The 24,321-nt window shown below is 38.3% G+C and carries 20 protein-coding genes, 1 tRNA gene, 1 other RNA gene and 1 pseudogene; 17 read left to right on the top strand and 6 right to left on the bottom strand.

Annotated features, from left to right (window positions below):
* The first annotated feature begins 1 nt into the window (after position 1).
* The 8 genes from E0E02_RS05660 to E0E02_RS05625 all read left to right on the top strand — a co-directional run bounded on the left by E0E02_RS05660 (position 2) and on the right by E0E02_RS05625 (position 10,344).
* Positions 2-835, top strand: coding sequence for a PTS system mannose/fructose/sorbose family transporter subunit IID (locus E0E02_RS05660; protein ID WP_074561149.1), 834 nt, complete (start codon positions 2-4; stop codon positions 833-835).
* Positions 836-861: 26 nt separating this feature from the next.
* On the top strand, positions 862-1,146 hold the full coding sequence (locus E0E02_RS05655) for a PTS fructose transporter subunit IA (protein ID WP_074561150.1): 285 nt from the start codon (positions 862-864) through the stop codon (positions 1,144-1,146).
* A 582-nt stretch (positions 1,147-1,728) separates the two neighbouring features.
* Positions 1,729-3,702, top strand: coding sequence for an ABC transporter substrate binding protein (locus E0E02_RS05650; RefSeq protein WP_133018080.1), 1,974 nt, complete (start codon positions 1,729-1,731; stop codon positions 3,700-3,702).
* The gene (locus E0E02_RS05645) at positions 3,702-4,505 is read left to right on the top strand and encodes an ATP-binding cassette domain-containing protein (RefSeq protein WP_133018079.1); all 804 of its coding nucleotides are present in this window, start codon (positions 3,702-3,704) and stop codon (positions 4,503-4,505) included. Before E0E02_RS05650 ends, E0E02_RS05645 begins: the two co-directional genes overlap by 1 nt.
* Positions 4,506-4,657: 152 nt before the next feature.
* Complete coding sequence (groES, locus tag E0E02_RS05640; protein ID WP_039697445.1) at positions 4,658-4,942, top strand: co-chaperone GroES; 285 nt, start codon at positions 4,658-4,660, stop codon at positions 4,940-4,942.
* 50 nt (positions 4,943-4,992) lie between these two features.
* A complete protein-coding gene (groL, locus tag E0E02_RS05635) occupies positions 4,993-6,621 on the top strand; it encodes a chaperonin GroEL (protein ID WP_039697446.1) in 1,629 nt (542 codons plus the stop codon).
* Positions 6,622-6,775: 154 nt separating this feature from the next.
* Positions 6,776-7,618 carry an Rgg/GadR/MutR family transcriptional regulator gene (locus tag E0E02_RS05630; protein ID WP_133018099.1) on the top strand — a complete coding sequence of 281 codons (843 nt, stop codon included), beginning with the start codon at positions 6,776-6,778 and terminating at the stop codon, positions 7,616-7,618.
* Positions 7,619-8,727: 1,109 nt separating this feature from the next.
* Positions 8,728-10,344 carry a hypothetical protein gene (locus E0E02_RS05625; RefSeq protein ID WP_133018078.1) on the top strand — a complete coding sequence of 539 codons (1,617 nt, stop codon included), beginning with the start codon at positions 8,728-8,730 and terminating at the stop codon, positions 10,342-10,344.
* Between the two features lie 118 nt (positions 10,345-10,462).
* Here E0E02_RS05625 and E0E02_RS05620 read toward each other — a convergent pair whose 3' ends face one another.
* Positions 10,463-11,323 (bottom strand): RluA family pseudouridine synthase, encoded by an 861-nt coding sequence (locus E0E02_RS05620; RefSeq protein ID WP_093815848.1) that lies wholly within the window; start codon positions 11,321-11,323, stop codon positions 10,463-10,465.
* A gap of 54 nt (positions 11,324-11,377) precedes the next feature.
* Positions 11,378-11,581: a hypothetical protein gene (locus tag E0E02_RS05615; protein WP_020916015.1), complete on the bottom strand. Its 204-nt coding sequence runs from the start codon at positions 11,579-11,581 to the stop codon at positions 11,378-11,380.
* Between the two features lie 174 nt (positions 11,582-11,755).
* Here E0E02_RS05615 and pbp2a point away from each other — a divergent pair, with 174 nt between their 5' ends.
* From pbp2a to nusG, 5 genes are all read left to right on the top strand, one after another.
* Positions 11,756-14,065, top strand: coding sequence for a penicillin-binding protein PBP2A (pbp2a, locus tag E0E02_RS05610; RefSeq protein ID WP_133018077.1), 2,310 nt, complete (start codon positions 11,756-11,758; stop codon positions 14,063-14,065).
* 51 nt (positions 14,066-14,116) lie between these two features.
* On the top strand, positions 14,117-14,269 hold the full coding sequence (gene rpmG, locus E0E02_RS05605; RefSeq protein WP_003067827.1) for a 50S ribosomal protein L33: 153 nt from the start codon (positions 14,117-14,119) through the stop codon (positions 14,267-14,269).
* A 64-nt stretch (positions 14,270-14,333) separates the two neighbouring features.
* On the top strand, positions 14,334-14,510 hold the full coding sequence (gene secE / locus E0E02_RS05600; protein WP_006531712.1) for a preprotein translocase subunit SecE: 177 nt from the start codon (positions 14,334-14,336) through the stop codon (positions 14,508-14,510).
* Positions 14,511-14,606: 96 nt separating this feature from the next.
* On the top strand, positions 14,607-15,068 hold the full coding sequence (locus E0E02_RS05595; protein WP_240789017.1) for an HXXEE domain-containing protein: 462 nt from the start codon (positions 14,607-14,609) through the stop codon (positions 15,066-15,068).
* A 97-nt stretch (positions 15,069-15,165) separates the two neighbouring features.
* Positions 15,166-15,705, top strand: a complete 540-nt coding sequence (gene nusG / locus E0E02_RS05590) for a transcription termination/antitermination protein NusG (protein WP_074564868.1) — start codon at positions 15,166-15,168, stop codon at positions 15,703-15,705.
* Positions 15,706-15,750: 45 nt separating this feature from the next.
* On the opposite strand, the gene E0E02_RS05585 is transcribed toward nusG, so the two are convergent.
* Positions 15,751-16,467 (bottom strand): ion transporter, encoded by a 717-nt coding sequence (locus E0E02_RS05585; protein WP_133018075.1) that lies wholly within the window; start codon positions 16,465-16,467, stop codon positions 15,751-15,753.
* 108 nt (positions 16,468-16,575) lie between these two features.
* Here E0E02_RS05585 and E0E02_RS05580 point away from each other — a divergent pair, with 108 nt between their 5' ends.
* From E0E02_RS05580 to E0E02_RS05570, 3 genes are all read left to right on the top strand, one after another.
* Positions 16,576-17,433, top strand: a complete 858-nt coding sequence (locus E0E02_RS05580; RefSeq protein ID WP_074603395.1) for a patatin family protein — start codon at positions 16,576-16,578, stop codon at positions 17,431-17,433.
* A 116-nt stretch (positions 17,434-17,549) separates the two neighbouring features.
* Entirely contained in the window at positions 17,550-20,051 is a 2,502-nt protein-coding gene (leuS, locus tag E0E02_RS05575) for a leucine--tRNA ligase (protein ID WP_074603398.1), read from the top strand.
* A 136-nt stretch (positions 20,052-20,187) separates the two neighbouring features.
* Positions 20,188-21,222: an aldose epimerase family protein gene (locus E0E02_RS05570; RefSeq protein WP_133018074.1), complete on the top strand. Its 1,035-nt coding sequence runs from the start codon at positions 20,188-20,190 to the stop codon at positions 21,220-21,222.
* A 30-nt stretch (positions 21,223-21,252) separates the two neighbouring features.
* On the opposite strand, the pseudogene E0E02_RS05565 reads toward E0E02_RS05570, so the two are convergent.
* Positions 21,253-21,819, bottom strand: a pseudogene (locus E0E02_RS05565) (NAD(P)H-dependent oxidoreductase).
* A 627-nt stretch (positions 21,820-22,446) separates the two neighbouring features.
* Between E0E02_RS05565 and E0E02_RS05560 the strand changes: the two are divergent.
* Positions 22,447-23,862: an isopeptide-forming domain-containing fimbrial protein gene (locus tag E0E02_RS05560; RefSeq protein ID WP_133018073.1), complete on the top strand. Its 1,416-nt coding sequence runs from the start codon at positions 22,447-22,449 to the stop codon at positions 23,860-23,862.
* A gap of 101 nt (positions 23,863-23,963) precedes the next feature.
* On the opposite strand, the gene E0E02_RS05555 is transcribed toward E0E02_RS05560, so the two are convergent.
* Both E0E02_RS05555 and ssrS read right to left on the bottom strand, forming a co-directional pair.
* Positions 23,964-24,036 (bottom strand) — tRNA-Lys (locus E0E02_RS05555).
* Between the two features lie 2 nt (positions 24,037-24,038).
* A non-coding RNA gene (ssrS, locus tag E0E02_RS05550) (6S RNA) lies at positions 24,039-24,229 on the bottom strand.
* Positions 24,230-24,321 lie beyond the last annotated feature (92 nt).

The raw sequence follows: 24,321 nt of genomic DNA, 5'->3' as shown, positions 1-24,321 counted from the left end.
GATGGCTCAAAAGAAATTAACTAAAAAAACCTTGATGAAATCTTTCCATCATTGGTACTATGGTAACTTGACATGTTTCTCACAAGAACACATGCAAACCTTTGGTTATTTGACATCAATGCTTCCAATCGTAGAAGAATTGTATGACAAGAAAGAAGACCAAGCGCGTTCAATGCAAACTTACACAGCATTCTTCAATACTGAACCTCAACTCGGTGCCCTTATCGTTGGTATCACAGCAGGGCTTGAAGAAGCGCGTGCTAATGGTTCTGAAGAAGTCGATGATGAAACCATCAACGGTCTTCGTGCAGGGCTTATGGGACCAGTTGCTGGTATCGGTGATTCACTTGTCGTTGGTACTTTGATTCCAGTTATCTTGGGTATCGCTCTTGGTCTTTCAACTGGTGGCTCACCAATCGGTGCTATCTTCTACATTCTTGTGTGGAACTTGCTTGCTTACTTTGGTATGAAATTTGCCTACTTCAAAGGATATGAACTCGGTGATAAAGCCGTTGAATTCCTTGTCGGTGCCCAAGGTCAAGCCATTCGTAAAGCTGTCTCAATCGTCGGTGGTATGGTTGTTGGTGGTGTTGCCGCAACTTGGGTATCAGTTAAAACATCATTCCAACTTGGTAGTGCCAAACACCCTTACTTGGTACTTCAAGATAAATTGGATGCTGTTTACCCAGGATTCTTAACAGCACTATTTATCGTCTTTTGCTGGTGGTTGATGGCTAAGAAAAACATCTCACCAATCAAAGTAATGCTTCTTTTAGTAGTCATTGCCTTTGTCGGTGTTCTTGTCGGATTCTTCAATCCAGGTCTATCTTACTAATCCAGCAGATATTGAAGGGAATTATTATGACAAAATCAGAATTAATCAGAGGTTATGAAACTGAAATAGCTTATCAAAAACACATGCTTGAAAATTTAGGCCGTTGGATGACCTTATTTCTAGCAGTAACGAGTTTAGGATTTTTACTCATTTATTTCTTTAACAAACACATCATTTTGCTAATTCTCGGTTTTGTCTTAATGATTTCTGGAAGTATAGGAATGCTGTTATTTGGTTACGGCATATACCATGGCAAAAAGAATGTTGCCAAGGTTATTGATGATTTTGAAACAAAACTCCAATCTTTTTAAAAAACTATTCTAAAATAACAATACAAAAAATTACAATACTTACTCAAACACTCAACATGAAAAAGTTTCTAGCAGATAATCTCCATGCTAGGAACTTTTTTATTGCTATTTTTTCTGAATTTTAAAAATATATTGACAAAACATCAAAATAAGGGTAGACTAGTTTACAATCAAAAACAATTGATGCAAGTCAATACCTAGCACTCATTGATTTGTTATTCTTAACAGGAGAAAAAGTATGCTTAATTTAACGTCTATAACGACTGAAAAACTGAATCGATACTATTACTTTAGTTTCTTTAGATAGACGTTTGTAGCCACCATGGATGCAAACGTCACCTGCGTTTGTATCTATGAAGCTAAAGCATTTTTCCTGTTTTGAAAAGCCGATTAGATACTCAAAAATCTAACTGGCTTTTAAGTGTTTCTACTTTTTTTGCATACGCGTAAAAACCAGTTAGTTTTTTGAACTAGCTGGTTTTTGTTGTGATTGATTTAGGGGAAATCCCTAATGGTGATATTAGGTTAACTTGTCTAGCACGTGCTTTAGGCAAGTAGGTAAAAAGTAGAGGAAGGTAAATTATGAAAAAAGGTTTAACGGCTTTGATGGCAGTTATGTTAGCTGCCCTCACCTTAGTAGGGTGTTCGTCAAATAAAAATGCAAGCAAAGATGTTGTCCATCTTGGCATTCTCCAATATGTGGAACATCCATCATTGACTGCTGCGCGTAAAGGCTTTGTGGATGAGTTGAAAAAAGAAGGTTATGTCGAAGGTAAGAATCTTAAGCTAGATTATGAAAATGCTCAAGGCGACCAGTCTAATCTTCAAACCATTTCAACTAACTTGATTTCTAACAATGATTTGGTTCTAGGGATTGCCACTCCAGCAGCGCAGACTTTGTCAAATCTATCAACAGATGTTCCAGTAGTCTTTACAGCTGTTACAGATCCTGTATCAGCTAAACTAGTAGATACTATGGAAACTCCTAACGGCATTGCGACTGGAACGAGCGATATGTCTCCTATCTCAAAACAGGTAGAATTGTTGCAAAAAGTTATGCCTGATGTGAAAAAAGTTGGGATTATGTACACCACTAATGAACGTAATTCAGAAGTTCAAGTTGAAGAAGCACAAAAAGAATTTGCTAAAGCAGGCATTAATGTCATTACCAAAGGGATTTCATCAACGAATGACGTGCAAGATACGGCTAAAAGCTTGATGAGCCAGACACAAGTTCTTTTCATCCCAACAGATAATATGATTGTCAGTGCCATTTCACTACTTACAGAACTATCAAAAGAAATGAAAGTTCCAGTTGTTGGTGGCTCTGCAGACGTAGTTGACCAAGGCGTCCTTTTCACTTACGGTGCCAATTACGAGGCGCTTGGTCGTCAAACAGCTAAATTAGCTGTTCGCATTATCAAGGGTGAAGATGTCAGCCAAGTAGCAGCAGAATATCCAAAAGCTCTTAACGTAGTAGCTAATGATGACATGGCAAAAACGCTTGGCATTGACTTAAGTAGCATTGAAAATGAAGCAACTAAAGCATCGACTGATGATAGTGAAAAGACAAGTACGCAGGCAAGTAGCACTGCTAAAGCAAATCCGACAAAAACATCAAATAAGTCAGCGAAAAAAGCTTCAAATGCTTGGATTGATATTGTTTTGACAGCTATCTCACAAGGTCTTTTGTGGGCTATTATGGCAATCGGGGTTTTCATTACTTTCCGTATTTTGGACATTGCAGACCTTTCTGCTGAAGGTTCATTCCCACTTGGGGCAGCTTCAACAGCTATCATGATTGTCAACGGCATTAACCCGTTGATTGCGACTATTGGTGGTTTTGTGGCTGGGATGTTAGCTGGAGCCGTTGCTGGTTTCTTGCATACTAAGATGAAAATTCCAGCACTTTTAACAGGGATTATCGTGTTGACAGCTCTTTACTCAGTTAACCTTTTAGTCCTTGGTAGTGCTAATGTTTCCCTAGCGGGTCAAGAAACTCTTGTAACAGTGATGACGTCAGCTCTCAGCCTTTCAAAACTTTACGCCGTGATTTTGATTGGTGTCATCTTTGTAGCTTTGGTGATTTTACTACTTGTCGTCTTGTTGAACACACAAATGGGACTCGCTCTTCGTGCGACAGGTGATAACCTTGCTATGGGTGAAGCTAACGGGATTAAAGTTGACCGTATGAAAATTCTTGGTTACATGATTTCAAATGGCTTGATTGCTCTTGCTGGCTCACTCTTAGCGCAAAATAATGGCTACGCTGATATGAATATGGGAACAGGAACAATCGTTAATGGCTTGGCTTCAATTATTCTTGCAGAAGTGATTGTCAAATACTTGCCACTTGGCAAACGTCTCTGGTCAATCGTTCTTGGATCAATCTTGTACCGTTTGGTTCTTGTCATTATCTTAGCCATGAACGTAGACGCACAAATGCTTAAACTAGCTTCGGCAGTCCTTCTTGCATTGATTCTTTATGTTCCAGAAATTCGCAATAAACTACACATCAAACCCTCAAAAACATTGACACCAGGAGGTAAGGCATAATGGCACTTTTAAGCTTATCAAATATCCATAAAACTTTTGAAAAAGGAACCGTTAACGAAAATCATGTCTTGCGAGGCCTTGACTTGGACATCGAACAAGGGGATTTTATCTCAGTGATTGGAGGAAATGGTGCTGGTAAATCTACTTTGATGAACTCTATCGCAGGTGTGGTTGAGATTGACGAAGGAGATATTCTTTTGGAAGGACAATCCATTCGTAAGGCTTCAGTTGCTGCACGTTCAAAAGATATCAGCCGAGTTTTTCAAGACCCTCGGATGGGAACAGCAACTAACTTAACGATTGAAGAAAATATGGCCATTGCTTATCGTCGTGGGAAAAAGCGCAGCTTCTTCAAAAAATCAATCACTGAAGCAGAACGTCAACTCTTCAAAGAGAAATTGTCTGAGCTTGGTTTAGGTTTGGAAAATCGTATGAAGACTGATGCAGCCTTTCTATCAGGTGGGCAACGCCAAGCACTCACGCTTGCCATGGCAACCTTGGTTCGTCCAAAAGTTCTTCTTCTTGATGAACATACTGCGGCCCTTGACCCTAAAACAAGTGACATGGTCATGCAACTGACCAAGAAAGTCGTTGAAGAGCAAGAACTCACAACCTTGATGATTACCCACAATATGGAACACGCTATTGAGTATGGTAACCGTTTGGTTATGCTTTACCACGGTAAAATCGTTGTGGACGTTCGTGGCGAAGAAAAGAAAAATTTAACTGTTGCCCAGCTCATGGACCTCTTCCATAAAAATAGTGGTCAAGTCTTAAATGATGACGCCCTAGTTTTGGGGTAATAAGAAAAACAACTTAGATGACTTAGCGTCTAAGTTGTTTTTTAGTGTTTTTTTCTTGACTATTTTTGACCAAGTGTTAGAATAGTTTTTGTAGACATTAGCACTCTAATGTAAGGAGTGCTAATAACAATAAAAATATTGGAGGCAAAAGCATGTTGAAACCATTAGGTGACCGTGTGGTCTTGAAAGTTGAAGAAGAAAAAGAACAAACAGTTGGTGGTTTTGTCCTTGCTGGCGCAGGCAAAGAAAGCACACAAACGGCAACTGTTGTAGCTGTTGGTACTGGTGCCCGTACATTGACAGGTGAATTGGTCGCACCAAGTGTTGCAGCTGGAGATAAAGTGATTATTGAAACTGGTGCAGGTGTCGAAGTGAAAGATGGTGACGATACAGTTACTATCGTTCGTGAAGCTGAAATTTTAGCCGTATTGGCGTAAGATAGATTAATAAAATAGTATATTAATAGAAATCAAACAGAGGAATAGATATGGCAAAAGATATTAAATTTTCATCAGATGCACGCGCAAGTATGATGCGTGGGGTAGATATTTTAGCAGATACAGTTAAAGTAACCTTAGGCCCTAAAGGTCGTAACGTTGTTCTTGAAAAATCATTTGGTTCACCACTTATCACTAATGATGGTGTGACAATTGCCAAAGAAATCGAACTAGAAGACCACTTTGAAAACATGGGTGCAAAATTGGTTTCAGAAGTTGCTTCTAAAACAAATGACATCGCTGGTGACGGTACAACAACTGCCACAGTATTGACACAAGCTATCGTTCGCGAAGGTCTTAAAAACGTGACTGCTGGTGCTAACCCAATCGGTATTCGTCGTGGTATTGAAGCAGCTGTTAAAGTAGCTGTTGACGAATTGAAATCAATCGCTCAACCAGTTGCTAATAAAGAAGCTATTGCCCAAGTCGCAGCCGTTTCATCACGTTCTGAAAAAGTTGGTGAATACATCTCAGAAGCCATGGAAAAAGTTGGTAATGACGGTGTTATCACAATTGAAGAATCACGTGGTATGGAAACAGAACTTGATGTTGTCGAAGGTATGCAATTTGACCGTGGATACCTTTCACAATACATGGTTACTGACAACGAAAAAATGGTCGCTGACCTTGAAAATCCATACATCTTGATTACAGACAAGAAAATCTCAAACATTCAAGATATCTTGCCACTTCTTGAAGAAGTGCTTAAAACAAGCCGTCCACTTCTTATCATCGCTGATGACGTTGATGGTGAAGCTCTTCCAACACTTGTTCTTAACAAAATCCGTGGTACATTCAACGTTGTAGCTGTTAAAGCTCCAGGATTTGGTGATCGTCGTAAAGCAATGCTTGAAGATATCGCTATTTTGACTGGTGCTACAGTGATTACAGAAGATCTTGGTCTTGAGTTGAAAGATGCTAACATGGCAGCTCTTGGTCAAGCAGCTAAAGTAACTGTTGATAAAGACAGCACAGTTATCGTTGAAGGTGCTGGTGATGCAGATGCTATCGCTAACCGTGTCAACGTGATTAAATCACAACTTGTTTCAACAACATCAGAATTTGACCGCGAAAAACTTCAAGAACGTTTGGCTAAATTAGCTGGTGGTGTTGCAGTTATCAAAGTTGGTGCGGCTACAGAAACAGCTCTTAAAGAAATGAAATTGCGTATTGAAGATGCCCTTAACGCAACACGTGCCGCTGTTGAAGAAGGTATCGTTGCTGGTGGTGGTACTGCCCTTGTTAACGTTATTTCTAAAGTTGCTGAACTTGAACTTGACGGTGATGAAGCTACAGGTCGTAACATCGTTCTTCGCGCTCTTGAAGAACCCGTTCGTCAAATTGCCTTCAACGCTGGTTACGAAGGTTCAGTTATCATTGAACGTTTGAAAAACTCAGAAGTTGGTACAGGATTTAACGCTGCTAACGGTGAATGGGTGAACATGGTTGAAGCTGGTATTATTGACCCAGTTAAAGTAACACGTTCAGCTCTTCAAAATGCTGCCTCAGTCGCAAGCCTTATTCTTACAACAGAAGCGGTTGTAGCTAACCATCCAGAACCTGCTGCAAGCACACCAGCAGCTCCTGGCATGGATCCATCAATGATGGGCGGATTCTAATTCAAAATTCGAATAGATTAATTAGAAAGAACACCTCAAGCGAGGTGTTCTTTTTGTTGATTATGTGATTTATTTATCTAAAAAGAATTTGATATAATTAAAAAAAGCAATTTTTTAGAAAGAGGGGTGTGTTATCGTGGATGAAAAAGAAATGATGAGCTTAGGCGAGCTATATCGTGAATTACGCATGGCGCGGGGCTTAAAGTTAAAAGATGTTGCTGGTCAGAAGTTGTCAGTTTCGCAGTTATCAAAGTTTGAAAATGGGCAAAGCATGCTTACAGCAGACAAACTTTTAGTGGCGATTTCAGCGATTCACATGAGCTTTTCAGAATTTGGACACGCCCTGAATCATTATCAAGAAAGTTCTTATTTTAGACTTGGAAACCAGTTGGCTAATTTACAAGTGGCTGGTGATATTGAAGGCCTTAAAGAGGTGCTGAAAAATTTTGAAGCTGACGAAAATTTTGATACCTATAATCGTTTGACGAGGATTGATATTGTCAGTGCTATTTATGCCCTTGATCCAAGTTATGAGATTAAAGAAGATGATAAGCAATTTTTGACGCAATATCTCTATAGCATCGAACAATGGACAGAGTATGAACTTTATCTTTTTGGAAACACCATGTCGATTTTATCTGATGCTGATTTGATTTTCTTAGGAAGAGCGCTTGCTGAACGCAATGAATTTTATCTGTCACTTCCTCAACATAAAAAAGCTGCGCAGTTGACCTTTATTAATATTATCTTAGCTTTGATTGAGCGTAATCAGCTTTACTACACGACTTATTTTATGACTAAGCTAGAAAGCATGATTAATTATCAAGACATGTTTACCGTAGTATTTTTAACCTTTTTAAAAGATACCTTGGCTTATTTGAAAGGTGAGACTGATGATGTTCAACCGATGAGAGAGTGTATTGAAATGGTTAAAAAATTAGGAAATCCTACAATGGCTAAGCTCTTAGAGGAACATTTGGAACAATTTATTAAATGATATAAATAATAAAAATTGAAGGATTAAACTTTCCGGTTTTTATTAGAGTGAATAGACTTTGGATTAAAAAGGCCAGAATAAGAAGTGCTATTAATAAAAAAATTTTCTTAGGCATATAATGACCTCCTATGTCCTTATTGTATCGTAAAAAACAGGGAAAACTTAAAATTATCATATATGAAAAAACAAAAATTGAATTTTCATATTTGCGAATTTCTAATAAGTGCTTTTTTCCGTGGTATATTATACTCGTAAGTATTTGAAGAAGTACTTACAGAGCAATATTAGTCTTGGTTAGGCAAGATGTTTTTACATGTGAATAAATCAATTGTTTGGGAGCTTTTGATTTTTGGGAGTCATGTGTAATGGAAAGTATTGCTCTAAAGGGATGGATTTTTATCCAGGAGAGTTAGCATTATGCTAATCATGACATCTGAATCTTCGGATTGAGATGTATAAGTCATATCTTTTTTTCTTATTGAGCGACACCGTCTGTAGTATTAGTAGTATTATGCGTTCAATTACAAAAATTAGTACATTTCCGAGAGATATGACATGAGATAGGTTTATTGAGAGTGTTTTAGCTAGGTGATTGTTCACACCAAAAAACGACTGATAACTCAGCTAGGCATTCTTGTAAACTGATTTACTTTTGACATCGTATTTTCAGTTGGGGGCAGCTGAAAATATGTTGGTGCAGCTTGACTGTATAACTTTCTGAAAAGACTGACAGCTACACTAAAAAACTTAGGAAAAAGCAAACCTTTTTGATTTGGTAAGGTTTGCTTTTTTCTTTGGTAAAGCTATAAAATAATCGTAAAAAAGACCTGTCTGTAGTATACTAAGGTTAGAAAATGTTGGTTTAGTTTTAGATATGCTTACTGTATGAAGGGAGTAGGCTTATGATGTTTTGGTTAGGTGTTGCAGGTGCGGTTTTAGGTGCGATTTATCTTGTTATTGTGGATAACAAAGATGACTTTTGAATGACAAGGGTGGCTTTTTGAGCCGCCTTTTTTAGGTGTCATATGGTGTGATTTTTCTGTAATGGTAGCTTAAAAAGTTTTTGGTATAATAATAATTTAAGATTTGATGGAATAGGGAGACTAAAGATGAAAAAGTTTAAACATACGCTAAAACGTAAGAAAGTCTGGATTCCTAGTGTGATTGTGGGAGTGCTACTCTTGGTTTTTGTGGTTTGGGGAAGTTTTCACTACTCTAAAAAACAAGTCATTCGAGATTACGTAGCAGCCTACCAAAAATCTGGGGATACTTTTGACAATATCAAAGGTTATATCGTTTGGGCTGATAACAATGAAAAGGTTACAACTGATGAAGCCAAGTATGCGACATTTAGTAAACTTTCAAAAACAGAAGCTGACAAGCTAAGTAGTGAGTTGAAGAAAGCTGATGCTTCTGATGATGCTTATGTGAAAAAAATCGGTCATAAGTTTTTGATTTTCCCAAACTATCGTATTGCTTTGAAACCTTTGGATTTGACTATTAAGACGAATGTTGATAAGGTCGACATTTTGCTCAATAAAAAGAAAGTTGCGCTTAGTGATTCAACTGATTACAGCGTCAAGCTTGAACGCTTGCCAATCGCTGATTACACGGCAAGTATTTCTGGAAAATATAATGGCAAACCAATCGAGTTAAGTAAAGATTACGATGGTAAGGACAAGGTTCTTGATTTATCGGTGACTTTTAAAAACTTTAAAGTCACAAGTAACTTAGTTGATGGTGAGCTTTATTTTGATAACACACGCGTAGGCACTTTGGAAAATGGTGAGTACGAGGTTAGTGATTACCCGTTGACAGATTCAGCTAAAGCTTATGTGAAGAAGAAATTCTCAGATGGTGATTTGAAATCACAAAAACAAGCTCTAGCAAGTATCGCTGATGGGGACACGATTGCTTTGAATGTCGATAATCTTTTGGATAATGAAACAGCTGGCAAAGTTTTGGTATCAGCTTTTGACCAAATGATTTTGTATTTGAACGCTGGGCAAGACTCATCAACGGTATCTACGGTTTTTGAAGACGGCGGTAATAATGACTTTTACAAAGGCTTGAAAGAAAGTATCAAGGCTAAGATGCAGACCGATAGTCGCAAGGCAACAAGTCTAACAGTACCAAATATCACCTTGACCAGTCTATCTCAAGTCGGCAAGGAAACATATGTGGCAGGATTTACAGCAACTTATGATTTCCACTACGATAAATCGACAGATACTGAAAAGCAAACATCAGGTGAAGTCATCCAAACCTTAGAAGGTAAAGTAACCTTGAAGAAAGCTGGCGCGACTTATGTTGTCGCTAATTCAGGTCAAAAGAGTATCACAGTGACAAATGAAGATAATCAAGTCAAAGGAGAGTCGCTCTTTCCAGAAGCTATGCTTGGCACATGGAAAGTCGACGATAAGAGTGATACGTCATTTACCTTTGAGGCTGATGGGACAATCACTCAAACGACTAAAAATAATAAGAAACAAACCAAGGTTACGGGTATTGAAGACAAAGGAAATAATGTCTATCATTACCTTTACGGGGACGATGCTGATACAAGCGTCTTTACAGTTAGTGGTCTTGGCGGCGTTGGTGTTAAATATACTTTCGGTATTAAAGTCGACGGTAACAAACTTACCCTAGTGGTATGGCAAGCAAATAAAGATGCTGATTTTGATTACAGTAAGCCAATGCTTGGTAGCACTTTGAGTAAAAAATAAGAAAAGGGAGTAGGGGTGTAAAAGTTGATTTATCAACCCATTAGAACCCACTTAATCACTCCGTTTTGCTTATTATAATTGCATAAATAAAGAGGTTGGTGACTTTTGTCCCAACCTCTTAATGTAATCCTGCTTCAAATGTTTTTGACTTGGCTTCAACACTGATTTTTTCAAGAGTAAATGGGTGTGTGAAGCTGAGTTTATGCGCGTGGAGCATGAGACGTTTAGCAGGAATTTTGCTGTATAATGGGTCACCGATGATGGCATGTCCGTGTGCTGACAGATGGACGCGGATTTGGTGCGTGCGTCCCGTTTTTAGACGACATTTGACCAAAGTTCCTTTTTGAAAAACTTTGAGGCGATCAACGATGGTTAGGGCAGTTTGACCATTCTTTCGGTCAACGACACGTTTTCTGCGGTCATGACGGTCACGTCCAATTTTATCTTGAAAGACTTGGTGTTTAGGTTCAAATTTTCCTTGAGCTAGTGCCCAATATTCACGTGAAATGTCTTTGTTTTCAAGCAGACGATTTAGAATTGGCAGAACAAAAGGATTTTTAGCAAACATAACAGCGCCACTCGTTTCCATATCTAAGCGGTGAATGACGTAGCATGTTTTTCCGACATAGGCTGACACATGGTTGAGTAGAGCAATTTCATTTGGCTCGTTGCCGTGTGTCTTCATGCCTTCAGGTTTGTTGACAATGATGAGATGCTCATCTTGGTAAAGACATTCAACTAACTTGCTATCACCAAATGGAATCGTTTTTTGTGGGTAATCGTCGTCATCAAAAGTTAGCTGGATAGTGTCGCCTGTTTTGACCAAGCTCTGCCAGTTGATATTTTCCCCGTTAATCAGTAAGTGTTTTTTGGTGCGTAAAAAATGGCGAATTTTTCGTGGAATCAGTAAATGCTCTTCTAATAGTTCCTTAACTGTGCTATCTGGATAAGGATTTTTAAGCGTATATGTTAAAGTCATAGCTCTATTATAGCATGAGTGCGCAAAAAAACGCACCTTATGGCGCGCCTAGATTTACTTGTCTTTAGCTTCGTTTTCGTGTAGCCAATCGTGGTATTTTTCCAAAAGGTTAACTGCCATTTGAGTTGCGACAGCCATTGAGTAAGCTTCAGTCCCTTCAGCTTCACTTTCTGAAACTTCGATTTTTGTTTCGTCGTAAACGGCTTTTAAACTATCGTGTGACAATGTTTTTTTGAATGCTTCGAATCCTTTGTTCATGGTAAAATCCTTTCTAATACTCGTTCAAGTATCGTGGACAATTGTGACAACCAGATAAGTTGTGAGCGTTTTTATTGATACTTTTATTTTACCACAAAAGAGATGAAAACGTTGTAATCAAGATGAAATCCCTTTTCATCTGACGTTTTTCAAAAGAACTGTTATAATGTGGTTATGACAAAATTTAAAATGATTAAAGAAAAGCTTCTTTCTTTTTTCAAATCAGAAAAAGAAGAAGTACCTTTCAAGAATCACACCAGTCAGGAAAGTGATAATGATTATCTGGCTGATGACTTAAGTGACTTTGAAACTGAAAAGACTAAGGAGCAGGCAGCTCCAACCTACCAACGTAGTAAAGGGTATCACGAAAAAGCAAAGAAGCAGCCAGCTTGGTTGCAAAAGCTTTCGCGTTTTATGCCGTCGCCTAAGAATCCTATTAGACGTTTCTGGCGTCGTTACCGAGTTGGAAAAATCTTACTCATTTTGGTTGGTATTGGTGTTTTAGCCATTGGCTCTTACCTTTTTGCTGTTGCCAAATCAACTAATGTCTCGGATTTGCAGGACGCATTGAAGGCGACAACTGTTATTTATGATAAAGATGACAATCAAGTTGGTTCGCTTTCAGGGCAAAAAGGGACTTACGTTGAGTTAAACGCCATTAGCGATAACATGAAAAATGCGGTAATTGCAACAGAAGACCGTTCATTTTACAAAAATGGTGGGATTAATTACTCTCGTTTCTTCTTAGCTTTGTTCACCATGGGACGTTTTGGTGGTGGGTCAACTATCACGCAACAATTGGCTAAAAATGCTTATCTAAGCCAAGAACAAACGGTCACTCGTAAAGCTAAAGAATTCTTCTTAGCGATTGAATTGACCAAAAAATACAGTAAAGATGATATCTTGACCATGTATTTGAACAATGCTTATTTTGGAAATTCGGTCTGGGGTGTCCAAGATGCCAGCCGCAAGTATTTCGGAACGGATGCTGCCAATCTGACTGTTGAACAATCAGCTATCTTAGCTGGGATGCTAAAAGGTCCTGAAATTTATAACCCTTATTATTCTGTAGAAAATGCGACAAACCGACGCAATACGGTCTTAGGAGTTATGGTTGATGCAGGAAAAATCACACAAGCAGAAGCCAATCAAGCTAAGCAAGTTGATATCGCAAGTGAATTGAACGATACTTATACTGGAAATTCTGATGATTATCAGTACGGTTCATACTTTGATGCGGTTATTCAAGAAGCTGAGAAAAAATATGGCTTGTCTGAAAATGATATCGTCAACAACGGCTATAAGATTTACACAGAATTAGACCAAAACTATCAAGCAAATATGCAAGCTGTTTTTGATAACACGGCTTATTTCCCAGTATCTGATTATGATGGTCAAACAGCCCAAGGAGCTAGTGTTGCCATGGATCCGTCAACTGGTGCGGTTCGTGGTTTGGTCGGACGTGTCAGCCCAAGTTCAGCAACTTTCCGTAGCTTTAACTACGCGACACAAGCCTCACGAAGCCCTGGTTCAACCATTAAACCTCTAGTGGTTTACTCACCAGCTGTTGCTTCAGGTTACGCCATTACGACTGATTTACCAAATACACCTAGGGATTACGATGGTTATTCTCCAACGAACTACGCCGGTATTGAAACAGCAGACCTTCCAATGTATCAAGCTTTGGCAAATTCATACAATATCCCAGCGGTTTACTTACTTCATAAAATCGGTGTTAGCAAGGGAATGAGCTACGGTCAAAAATTTGGTCTTAACATGAAAAATGTTAAGGAAGAATTGGGCGTTGCCCTTGGTGGTGGTGTTACAACCAACCCACTTGAAATGGCTCAAGCTTACGCAACCTTTGCTAATGGTGGTGTAATGCCGAAAGGACATTTGATTACGAAAATTGAAAATGCCAGCGGTGATGTTATTGCAGAATTCAAGCCATCAACCAAGCGCGTGATTAGCCAATCTGTAGCTAACAAAATGACCAGCATGATGCTTGGAACTTTCTCAAACGGTTCTGCGGTCAACGCCAATGCTTATGGTTACACAATCGCAGGTAAGACTGGTACCGTGGAAGCTAACTTCAATGCTGATTTGACCAGTGATCAATGGGTTATTGGTTATACGCCAGATGTGGTTATCGCTCAGTGGATTGGTTATGATTCGACAGATGAAAATCACTACCTGACTGATGCAAGTTCTGGTACAGCGTCGACAATCTTTAGCGCAGTAGCCAGCAGCATTTTGCCATATACTGCGGGAACAGAATTTACCGTTGAAAATGCTTATAGCCAAAATGGTTACGACTTGGTTTACAGCGCTAATGGTCAAACAAGTACAAGTCAATCCTCAAGTTCTGATAACATTCTTGATAAAGTTCAAGAATCAGCTCAAGATGCAGGAGATAAGATTGGCCGTGCGGTTAAAGATGCTTGGGATAGCTTCTCAAGTTGGTTCAACAAGCAGACTAACTAAGTTACTTGCCAACTTACGAAAAACATGATAAAATAAGGTCTCGGAGGAATTATGGCACAGAAAAAAGCAAGTTTAGCTTGTACAGAATGTGGAAGCCGTAACTACTCTATCGGAGTTAGTAGCAACCCCAAACCTGTACGACTAGAAGTTAATAAATATTGTAAACATTGTAAAAAATACACGCTACACAAAGAAACACGATAATTTGTAGCGGTCATTCTCAGCTTTAGAGTAATGAGCGAGATGATAGAATAAGGAGGAGTCGCCTGTGGCATTCATTAAGGGAGTATTTACGATTTTAAGTGAAACAACTTGGCCAGATCGTAAACAACGTTGGAAAGATTATATCTCTGTACTTGAATATACAGCATTCTTTACCATTGTTATTTTCATTTTCGATAAATTGCTCTCACTGGGAGTGATGAATTTGTTAAATCGATTTTAAAGTACAGCCGTAGCTTTGAGCTACGGTTGTTTATTTTTGTCATTAAAGATCATAATGGAGCTGAAGTAGCTAACAAAAGTTTTGGGGGTAATGAGCATGATAGCCTTTTTTATGATTTTTCCAGCATTATTTATGATACATGAGATGGAAGAGTTGATTTTTATGCCTGGATTTGTGACAAAGTTACCAGCATCTAAGGCAACTAAAAAAGTTCAAGCTTATTATAGCCCATTGGTTTTTAATCTTACGGTTTTGGAGCAACTCTTGCTTTTGCTATTGGTTTTAGGCATCCGCTATTACAGCAAGCATTTTGGTTTTTATGTGACAGTTATAATTGCTTATATCTACCATATTGTTGGTCATCTTGTGCAAAGTTTGGTGCTAAGGAGATATGTTCCAGGCTTGATTGGTGGTATTATAACTGCTGTTATCTCTCTTGCTTTTCTATTTTCTTTTGGCTTAGTTGATTATCGTTATTACCTTTATGCGCTAGTAACTTTGCTGATTATCTTTGGCAATATCTTGCTGTCTTTTAAAGTGTTAAATCAGCTTCTTTAGCAGTAATTCATTGACAGCGCTAGCGATTTTTCCTATAATAAAATAAAGAAAAACACCCAAGGAGCCTTTAAGGGGCTTTTTTATAATGGAGGAAATTATGTTAGATTCTTTTGATAAAGGTTGGTTTGTGCTACAAACTTACTCTGGTTACGAAAACAAAGTAAAAGAAACTCTTTTGCAACGTGCACAAACTTACAACATGTTGGACAACATCTTGCGTGTTGAAATCCCAACACAAACTGTTAACGTTGAAAAGAACGGTAAAATCAAAGAAGTTGAAGAAAATCGCTTCCCAGGTTATGTTTTGGTTGAAATGGTTATGACAGACGAAGCTTGGTTCGTTGTTCGTAACACTCCAAACGTTACTGGTTTCGTTGGTTCACACGGTAACCGTTCAAAACCAACTCCACTTTTGGAAGAAGAAATCCGTTCAATCCTTATCTCAATGGGACAAACTGTTGATGTCGTTGACACAAACATCAAAGCTGGTGATGTGGTTCAAATCATCGACGGTGCTTTCTCTGGTCAAGAAGGACGCGTTGTTGAAATTGAAAACAACAAAGTTAAATTGATGATTAACATGTTCGGAACAGAAACACAAGCTGAATTGGAACTTTACCAAATTGCTGAATTGTAATATCAAAAAGCTGAACTCCTTGAAGGGGTTCAGCTTTTTAGTTATTTAATGTTTATGTCTGTGTCGTCGTGTTTCGATTTCTTCAAGATAGCCTGCGGTCATGATGCTGACAGGAAGAGCGATGATTGCCACGCCAAGGATTGATGAAATCATGGTGATTAATTTTCCGATGGCAGAAACGGCGTAAATATCACCGTAACCAACGGTTGTCAAAGAAATGGTCGCCCAATAAAGTGCATCAAAGAAGTTGCCAAAAGTTGTTGGCTCGACATTGAAAATAACGAGAGCAGAGATGAAAATATAGATAACAACTAAAGCTCCAACGATTAACAAAGATTCTTTTTGCTTTTTAAGAACATGGATGAGCATGTTAATACTTCTAGAATAACGAAAGAGTTTGAAAACGCGAATGGTACGAATCATGCGCACGATTTTAAATAATCGAAAAGTATTATTCCAAAATAATAGAGAAGATAAAATGGCAATAAGGTCTGTCATCGCAAGGAAAGAAAAAGGGTATTTGATGAAAGAGATTTTTCCTTGTTTGAGTTTGAAATCAGCCGTCATCAAGCGTAACAAGTAATCAATGATAAAAATCAGAGTGGTTACATTCTCCAGAATTGCATAAAAAGTAAAATGTGTTTTGATAGTTAGCGGAAGTAAACTTGCAATAATGACAAGGATCATGAAAATATCATAGATTTTTTCAATGGTAGTTATATTTTTGGTTGGCTCGATAATGTTGTAGATTTTCTTTCGCATAACTATCTCCTTTGAATTCTTAGGACTATTATAACATAGTAAAATCCATCTAAATAGCTTGTTTTTTGGTATAATAAGTAACAAAATTAGAAAGAACGGAGGAAGAGAATGTCTGTTGGTTTAGTACTAGAAGGTGGCGGCATGCGAGGCCTGTATACAGCAGGAGTGCTAGATACTTTTTTAGAGGCTGGTATCAAGGTTGATGGTGTTGTTTCGGTATCAGCAGGGGCACTTTTTGGCGTTAATTTCTTGTCAAAACAAAAAGGTCGTGCCATTCGTTACAATAAAAAATACGCTTCTTACCCAAATTATATGGGGCTTCGTTCGTGGTTAAAAACAGGAAATGTCGTTAATAAAGACTTTGCCTATTACAAGGTTCCAATGGAATTAGATGTTTTTGATGAAAAAGCTTTTGAAGAGTCAGGAGTTCCTTTTTACGCAACGGTGACGAATCTAGCGACTGGGAAACCCGAATACCACAAAGTTGATAATGTCTTTGAGCAAATGGAGCTGCTCCGAGCTAGCTCTGCTTTGCCATTAGCTTCAAAAATCGTGGAATGGAAAGGACAAAAATATCTTGACGGTGGTTTGTCAGACAGCATTCCAGTTGATTTTGCAAGAAGTCTAGGCTTTGATAAATTGATTGTGGTGCTAACGCGTCCGATTGATTATCGTAAAAAACCAAGTAGCGGTCGTCTTTACAAACTCTTTTACAGAAAATATCCAAAATTCGTAGAAGTAGCTTCAAAACGTTATCAGCACTACAATGACACGGTTGAGCACATTATTGATTTGGAAAAGAAAGGTGAGCTCTTTGCCATTCGCCCAAGTCAAAACCTGGAAATCGGCCGACTCGAAACAAACCCAGAAAAATACGAAGAAATCTACCAAGTTGGTTTAGTAGATGCCAAAAATGATATGGCAAAATTGAAAGAATATCTGTCAGATGAATCAGGAAATCTTTGATTTGTAAAAATTTTTTGATTAGCTACTAAAAGGCGAAATCCCCCGTGATTTCGCCTTTTTTCTTTATTCTTTTCGTGGTATAATAGTAACCAATACTAAGAACATGGAGAAATGACATGGCAACTTATAATCACAAAGAGATTGAGAAAAAATGGCAGGCTTTTTGGGCCGATAACCATACTTTTAAAACAGGAACAGATGCGGATAAACCAAACTTCTACGCATTAGACATGTTCCCATACCCATCTGGAGCTGGTCTTCACGTAGGACACCCAGAAGGATACACTGCGACTGATATTCTTAGCCGTTTTAAACGCGCTCAAGGTTACAACGTGCTTCACCCAATGGGTTGGGATGCTTTTGGTCTTCCAGCAGAACAATACGCAATGGACACTGGTAATGACCCAGCTGAATTTACAGCTAAAAACATTGCCAACTTCAAACGTCAAATCAACTCACTTGGTTTCTCATATGACTGGGACCGCGAAGTGAACACAACTGACCCTAACTACTACAAATGGACTCAGTGGATTTTCACAAAATTGTACGAAAAAGGTTTGGCATACGAAGCTGAAGTACCAGTTAACTGGGTTGAAGAATTAGGTACAGCTATCGCCAACGAAGAAGTGCTTCCGGACGGAACTTCAGAACGTGGTGGATATCCAGTTGTTCGTAAACCAATGCGTCAATGGATGCTTAAAATCACAGCTTACGCAGAACGTTTGCTTGAAGACCTGGATGACCTTGATTGGCCAGAATCAATCAAAGACATGCAACGTAACTGGATTGGTAAATCAACTGGTGCTAACGTAACTTTCAAAGTTAAAGATAGCGACAAAGACTTCACAGTCTTCACAACTCGTCCAGATACACTATTTGGTGCAACTTACGCTGTTTTGGCACCAGAACACCCACTTGTTGAAGCAATTACAACACCTGAACAAGCACAAGCTGTTGCTGATTATAAACACCAAGCAAGCCTTAAATCAGACCTTGCTCGTACAGACCTTGCTAAAGAAAAAACAGGTGTTTGGACTGGTAGCTATGCAATCAACCCAGTAAACGGTAAAGAAATGCCAATCTGGATTGCTGACTATGTTCTTGTAAGCTACGGTACTGGTGCTATCATGGCTGTTCCTGCTCACGATACACGTGACTGGGAATTTGCAAAACAATTTAACCTAGAAATCATTCCAGTTCTTGAAGGTGGAAATGTTGAAGAAGAAGCTTACACAGAAGATGGACTTCACATCAACTCTGGTTTCCTAGATGGTCTTGATAAAGCGCAAGCTATTGACAAAATGGTCGAATGGCTTGAAGCAGAAGGTGTTGGTAATAAGAAAGTAACTTACCGTCTTCGTGACTGGCTCTTCTCACGTCAACGTTATTGGGGTGAACCAATCCCAATCATCCACTGGGAAGATGGTACAACAACAGCTGTTCCAGAAGATCAACTTCCACTTGTATTGCCAGTAACAAAAGATATCAAACCTTCAGGTACAGGTGAATCACCACTTGCTAACTTGACTGATTGGCTTGAAGTTACACGTGAAGACGGTGTTAAAGGTCGTCGTGAAACAAATACAATGCCTCAATGGGCTGGTTCAAGCTGGTACTTCCTACGTTACATTGATCCACACAACGATGAAAAATTGGCTGATGAAGAGCTTCTAAAAGCTTGGTTGCCAGTTGATATCTACATCGGTGGTGCTGAACACGCTGTGCTTCACCTTCTCTACGCTCGTTTCTGGCACAAATTCCTTTATGATTTAGGTGTTGTTCCAACCAAAGAACCATTCCAAAAACTCTTTAACCAAGGTATGATTTTGGGAACAAGCTACCGCGATCACCGTGGTGCCCTTGTAGCAACTGATAAAGTTGAAAAACGTGATGGTTCATTCTTCCACATTGAAACTGGTGAAGAACTTGAACAAGCCCCAGCTAAAATGTCTAAATCACTTAAAAATGTTGTTAACCCAGATGACGTCGTTGAACGTTACGGTGCTGATACACTTCGTGTATACGAAATGTTCATGGGACCACTTGATGCTTCGATCGCTTGGTCTGAAGAAGGTCTTGAAGGCTCACGTAAATTCCTCGACCGCGTTTACCGCTTGTTGACAACAAAAGAAGTTGTTGCAGAAAACAATGGTAACTTGGATAAAGTTTATAACGAAACTGTCAAAGCTGTCACTGAACAACTTGAAGCAATGAAATTCAACACAGCTATCGCACAATTGATGGTATTTGTTAACGCAGCAAACAAAGAAGACAAACTCTATGCTGACTACGCTAAAGGATTTGTACAATTGTTAGCACCATTTGCACCACACCTTTCAGAAGAATTGTGGCAAGAATTGACACATTCAGGTGAATCAATTTCATACGTTGCATGGCCAACATGGGACGAATCAAAACTCGTTGAAAACGACGTTGAAATTGTTATCCAAATCAAAGGTAAAGTTCGTGCAAAACTTGTTGTACCAAAAGACTCAAGCCGTGAAGAACTTGAAAAACTTGCTCTTGCAAACGAAAAAATTCAAGATGAAATCGCTGGTAAAGACATTATCAAAGTGATTGCGGTACCTAATAAACTTGTTAACATTGTTGTAAAATAAGTTTAAATAGATGAATCCTGTCCTTAAGGGCAGGATTTTTTTGTTGGTAAAAACTTGGTAAAAACAAACAGAAAACGTTTACAAAAAATTTTAGGAGGAGTAAAATAAAGACAAGACCTAAGAAAGAGGGAGAAAAATGAAAGTAGTACAAGAAATTGTAGCAACAATTAATGGGAAAAATATTGAAAAATACACGATTGTCAATGACAATGATGTGCAAGTTGGTTTGTTAACTTTGGGAGCAACTTGGCAAGAATTTTTGGTGCCAGATGGAAAAGGTGGACACAAAAATATCATCATTGGTTTTGATGATCCTGATGAATATGGCAAGAATACTTTGTGCGCTGGACAATCTATTGGTCGTGTTGCTGGACGCATTAATCATGGTCAGTTTAAACTTGATGGAAAACTCATGCAACTTCCGCAAAATGAAAATGGCAACACTCTTCATGGTGGGCCTCAAGGTTTTCATAAGCAAATTTGGAAAGCTTGTGTTGATTTAGAACGCAATCAAACTAGCATTGTCATGACATATAATGCTAAAGAAAGTGTGGATGGTTTCCCTGGTGATATGTTGGTAACAGCACGTTTTACGCTGGATAACGACAATCGTTTTACAATCACTTACACTGGTAAAAATGGCGGTCAAGCGACACTATTTAATCCAACGAATCATGTGTACTTTAACCTTGGAGAAAGACAAGATTTGACAAAACATGTCTTTACTTTGGCAGCGGACCATTATTTGGAAACGCGTGATGACCTAATTCCAACAGGAAAACTCATTGACGTTTCTGAAACAGCTTATGATTTTAGAGCTGGCAGAAATCTTGGAGATGCCATTAAGGCGACAGGTGGATTTGATGATGCCTTTTTAGTCCCAGCTTCACTTGATGCACCTTGTGGTGAGTTAAAAGATGAAGAAAGTGGCGATGCTGTTAAACTTTATTCAGATCGTAATGCTTGGGTTGCTTACAGTATGGTTGGCATTCCTGATGGCATCTACCCAGCGCGTGATAAGGGTAAAATGGCAAAAGAATTTGAAGCGATAGCTCTTGAAGCTCAATTCTTACCTGATGCGATTAATCATGATGGTTTTGGCGATATTGTCTTTCAAGCTAATGAAGAAAAGACTTACACCATTGCTTTTGAGTACTATAAAGACAATTAAAATCAGCACCCCAATGGGTGCTGATTTGCTTTAAAGGTTGATATTATTTAGAAAGTCATGGCGATCTTGTGCGGTGCTTTTATCGATATTTCCCATATTTTGCCATGTGATATGCTTAATTCCGAGTTGTTTTAAGGTAGCGTTGATGAAAACGCGCTTGATGGCATCGCCACAAAAAAGTCTTAAGTACCAAGTTGGTGAAGTAGATGTGGTGAGGATTGTAGCTTTTTCAATGTGGGTCAAATGCCCAATAAGACCAGTTTTTCCGACCTCGTAGGCAAATTTCTTTTTCATGACTTTATCGATAAAGCCTTTGATGATTGCAGGTGTGTCATTCTACCAAATAGGAAAGATGAAAATGACGTGATTAGTAGAGGTTAAAAATTTTTGGTACTGTTCGACAAGCGGGTCAGTGGTTTTCCCATCCTTAAATAAAGCCAGTTCTTCACTGGTGTAGGCTGGATTGAAATGGTCTTTGTATAAGTCGACGAGGTTGAATTTTTCTTGCCTTTGCAACAAAGTCCCTTCGACATTTTCTAAAATAGCGTGATTGAAACTTTTGTCATAAGGGTGCGCGTAAATAATGAGTGTATCCATTGTAACCTCCATGAACACAATTTTTTCACCTACATTCTAGCATAATAGCTTCAAAAAAGAGAGTAGAAACTGTCTCTTGTCAGACTGACAAGATATTTCTTGGGGAATTTTGATGTGGTAAGCTTTAATTATGATAAAATAAATTTATCCGAAACATTATTGTTTACATCTCCATTGGCACTGGGGACAGTGCCGATTTTGTTGAGATAAGCTAAACATTTTGTTTTGAGATGATGATACTATAATACGTTTTTAGTGGTTCTCTTTTTGTGTTGATTTAACTGTGATGGGTTTGAATTGACACTGTGACAATCTTTATATTAAAAGCTGATGTTGCTGGAAGAAAGAAATGTGATACAATAGTATTAATCCTTTAAAACTTTTCTTTTTTTCAATAACTATCAAAGCGCGCTATATTAGCGCGCTTTTTTGTATCTAAAATAATAAAAACTAAAGAATTATTTAACAAAAGTGTGATAATCATGAGTAACTTTTAACTATCAAAGTAAATTTTTATGATATAATAGTATCCTATAGTTTTTGAAAAAAAGTGAAAGTGATAGAAGATTTAGAAGTGTTGAGTTCAATGTGACTTTATCTTCTTCAAATGGGAAAAAAGGACCTAATATGAAAAAGATTAAACTTATTCTTGCTACCTTAATGGCAGCTCTTTTTATTGGTGGGAAAGCTCTAGCTTACGATATCACCGTTACTAATGGTGGTTCAGGAACTTATGAAACCTACCAAATCTTCACTGGTGATTTGTCATCGGATGAAACAACTCTTTCCAATATCAAATGGGGAGATGGGATTACACCAGCTGGTCAAGCAGCTCTTCAAGCAAAATATGGCGTGAGTTCTGCAGCAGAGGTGGCAGAAAAGCTTGACGCCAATAAAGAAAATTCAGGCTATGCAGAAGAATTTGCTAAAACAGCAGGACAATACCTTCAAAACGCATCTGGTCTAACTGGTCATACGGCTGGTTATTACTTAGTTCAAAATAAAACAGTTGGTAGCAATGAAGCTTATACAAACTATATTTTAGAAGTGGTAAAAGATGTTACAGTAACGCCAAAAACATCTATTCCAAGCGTTACAAAAAAAGTTAAAGAAACTAATGATACAACGGGTTATGTTAGTGAATGGCAAGATTATGCTGACTATGATGTGAAAGATAAAATTCCCTTTCAATTGATAGCGACTCTGCCAGATAACCTAGACTCTTATGAGAGCTACTATTTTGAGTTAGCAGATAAATTGTCACCAGGATTGACTTACAATGGTGATGCAACGGTTTATCTTGTTAATGGAGAAAATCAAATAGATGTTACAAAATACTTTAAACTCGATGGCTTAAATTTTAAAATTGATAATTTAAAATCGCTTAGTAAGCTTACGTCATCATCAAAAATCGTAATTGAATATAATGCAACTCTTAATGAAAATGCTGTTTTGGGTTCAGCTGGTAACACAGGTAGCGTTGAGTTGATTTACTCAAACAACCCTAATAATACTGGTGTCGGAGCAAGTACAGGTAAAACTCCTGAGAAAGTTGTCAAAGTCTACACCTACGAAGCAATCTTTGAAGAAGTTGATAAAAACAAAGAAAGCTTGAAAGGTGCTGAATTTACGCTTTACAAAGTCGTCAAAGACGGCGACACTTATAAAAAAGTAGAAGTTGATAAAAAAACAGTTGGTGAAACAGAAAAATTCTCTTTTAAGGGACGTGACGCTGGTGAATATATCCTCGTAGAAACCAAAACACCAGATGGTTATAACACTATTAAACCAATCGATTTCAAAATTGTGACTGATTATAATGAAAATCTAGATCCTACCAAACTTGAGGGTGAATCAGGCGATGCACACTTCGAATCAAATCTTCCAGAAGGGTCATTGACCGCTGAAATCATTAGCCGTAAAGGATCTCTTCTTCCATCAACTGGTGGCATGGGAACAACAATCCTTTATCTTGTAGGATCAATCCTTGTCCTTGTCGCAGTTGTTCTATTAATTACGAAAAAACGTATGGAAAGAAATTAATATAAAAATACCCCCACGCTAGTCTAGTGTGGGGGTTGCTTTGCCTTTGTTTTACAAACAAAAAAACCTTGCAATAGCAAGGCTTCAGGGATGTGGGAAAATCCTCCCTATAGGGCTCGAACCTATGACCCATGGATTAAGAGTCCACTGCTCTACCAACTGAGCTAAGGAAGGATAATAAGCTGTATTGGCACCGTGATCCACGCTTTGTATTGAACCCGCGATCTTAAAGCAGGTGGGCAACTCGCTTCTCCTTAGTCGCTTCCGCGTGTGACGGCTTGCATACTGGAGAAAGACTACTGTTTCCCGAAATACAAAAATTTAGTCGGTCAACACATTGATGTGAATTCGTATGCCACAGCAATAACCTATGTAATTATGATACCACTTTAAAAAATTTTTTCAAGGGATAAACTGAAATTTTAGAAAGCGTTTTTTGAAAAAACTCAAGAAAACTTA

This window comes from Streptococcus sp. KCJ4932 (assembly GCF_004352745.1).
Taxonomy (GTDB): Bacteria; Bacillota; Bacilli; order Lactobacillales; family Streptococcaceae; genus Streptococcus; species Streptococcus ruminicola.
Note: the sequence above shows the minus strand (reverse complement) of the source record. Positions and strands in the feature narration are given on the sequence as shown.

Excerpts from the sequence above, each read along its gene's own strand:
- E0E02_RS05660 (WP_074561149.1), top strand. The coding sequence starts at position 2 with ATGGCTCAAAAGAAATTAACTAAAAAAACCTTGATGAAATCTTTCCAT.
- E0E02_RS05655 (WP_074561150.1), top strand. The coding sequence starts at position 862 with ATGACAAAATCAGAATTAATCAGAGGTTATGAAACTGAAATAGCTTAT.
- E0E02_RS05650 (WP_133018080.1), top strand. The coding sequence starts at position 1,729 with ATGAAAAAAGGTTTAACGGCTTTGATGGCAGTTATGTTAGCTGCCCTC.
- E0E02_RS05645 (WP_133018079.1), top strand. The coding sequence starts at position 3,702 with ATGGCACTTTTAAGCTTATCAAATATCCATAAAACTTTTGAAAAAGGA.
- groES (WP_039697445.1), top strand. The coding sequence starts at position 4,658 with ATGTTGAAACCATTAGGTGACCGTGTGGTCTTGAAAGTTGAAGAAGAA.
- groL (WP_039697446.1), top strand. The coding sequence starts at position 4,993 with ATGGCAAAAGATATTAAATTTTCATCAGATGCACGCGCAAGTATGATG.
- E0E02_RS05630 (WP_133018099.1), top strand. The coding sequence starts at position 6,776 with ATGAGCTTAGGCGAGCTATATCGTGAATTACGCATGGCGCGGGGCTTA.
- E0E02_RS05625 (WP_133018078.1), top strand. The coding sequence starts at position 8,728 with ATGAAAAAGTTTAAACATACGCTAAAACGTAAGAAAGTCTGGATTCCT.
- E0E02_RS05620 (WP_093815848.1), bottom strand. The coding sequence starts at position 11,323 with ATGACTTTAACATATACGCTTAAAAATCCTTATCCAGATAGCACAGTT.
- E0E02_RS05615 (WP_020916015.1), bottom strand. The coding sequence starts at position 11,581 with ATGAACAAAGGATTCGAAGCATTCAAAAAAACATTGTCACACGATAGT.
- pbp2a (WP_133018077.1), top strand. The coding sequence starts at position 11,756 with ATGACAAAATTTAAAATGATTAAAGAAAAGCTTCTTTCTTTTTTCAAA.
- rpmG (WP_003067827.1), top strand. The coding sequence starts at position 14,117 with ATGGCACAGAAAAAAGCAAGTTTAGCTTGTACAGAATGTGGAAGCCGT.
- E0E02_RS05595 (WP_240789017.1), top strand. The coding sequence starts at position 14,607 with ATGATAGCCTTTTTTATGATTTTTCCAGCATTATTTATGATACATGAG.
- nusG (WP_074564868.1), top strand. The coding sequence starts at position 15,166 with ATGTTAGATTCTTTTGATAAAGGTTGGTTTGTGCTACAAACTTACTCT.
- E0E02_RS05585 (WP_133018075.1), bottom strand. The coding sequence starts at position 16,467 with ATGCGAAAGAAAATCTACAACATTATCGAGCCAACCAAAAATATAACT.
- E0E02_RS05580 (WP_074603395.1), top strand. The coding sequence starts at position 16,576 with ATGTCTGTTGGTTTAGTACTAGAAGGTGGCGGCATGCGAGGCCTGTAT.
- leuS (WP_074603398.1), top strand. The coding sequence starts at position 17,550 with ATGGCAACTTATAATCACAAAGAGATTGAGAAAAAATGGCAGGCTTTT.
- E0E02_RS05570 (WP_133018074.1), top strand. The coding sequence starts at position 20,188 with ATGAAAGTAGTACAAGAAATTGTAGCAACAATTAATGGGAAAAATATT.
- E0E02_RS05560 (WP_133018073.1), top strand. The coding sequence starts at position 22,447 with ATGAAAAAGATTAAACTTATTCTTGCTACCTTAATGGCAGCTCTTTTT.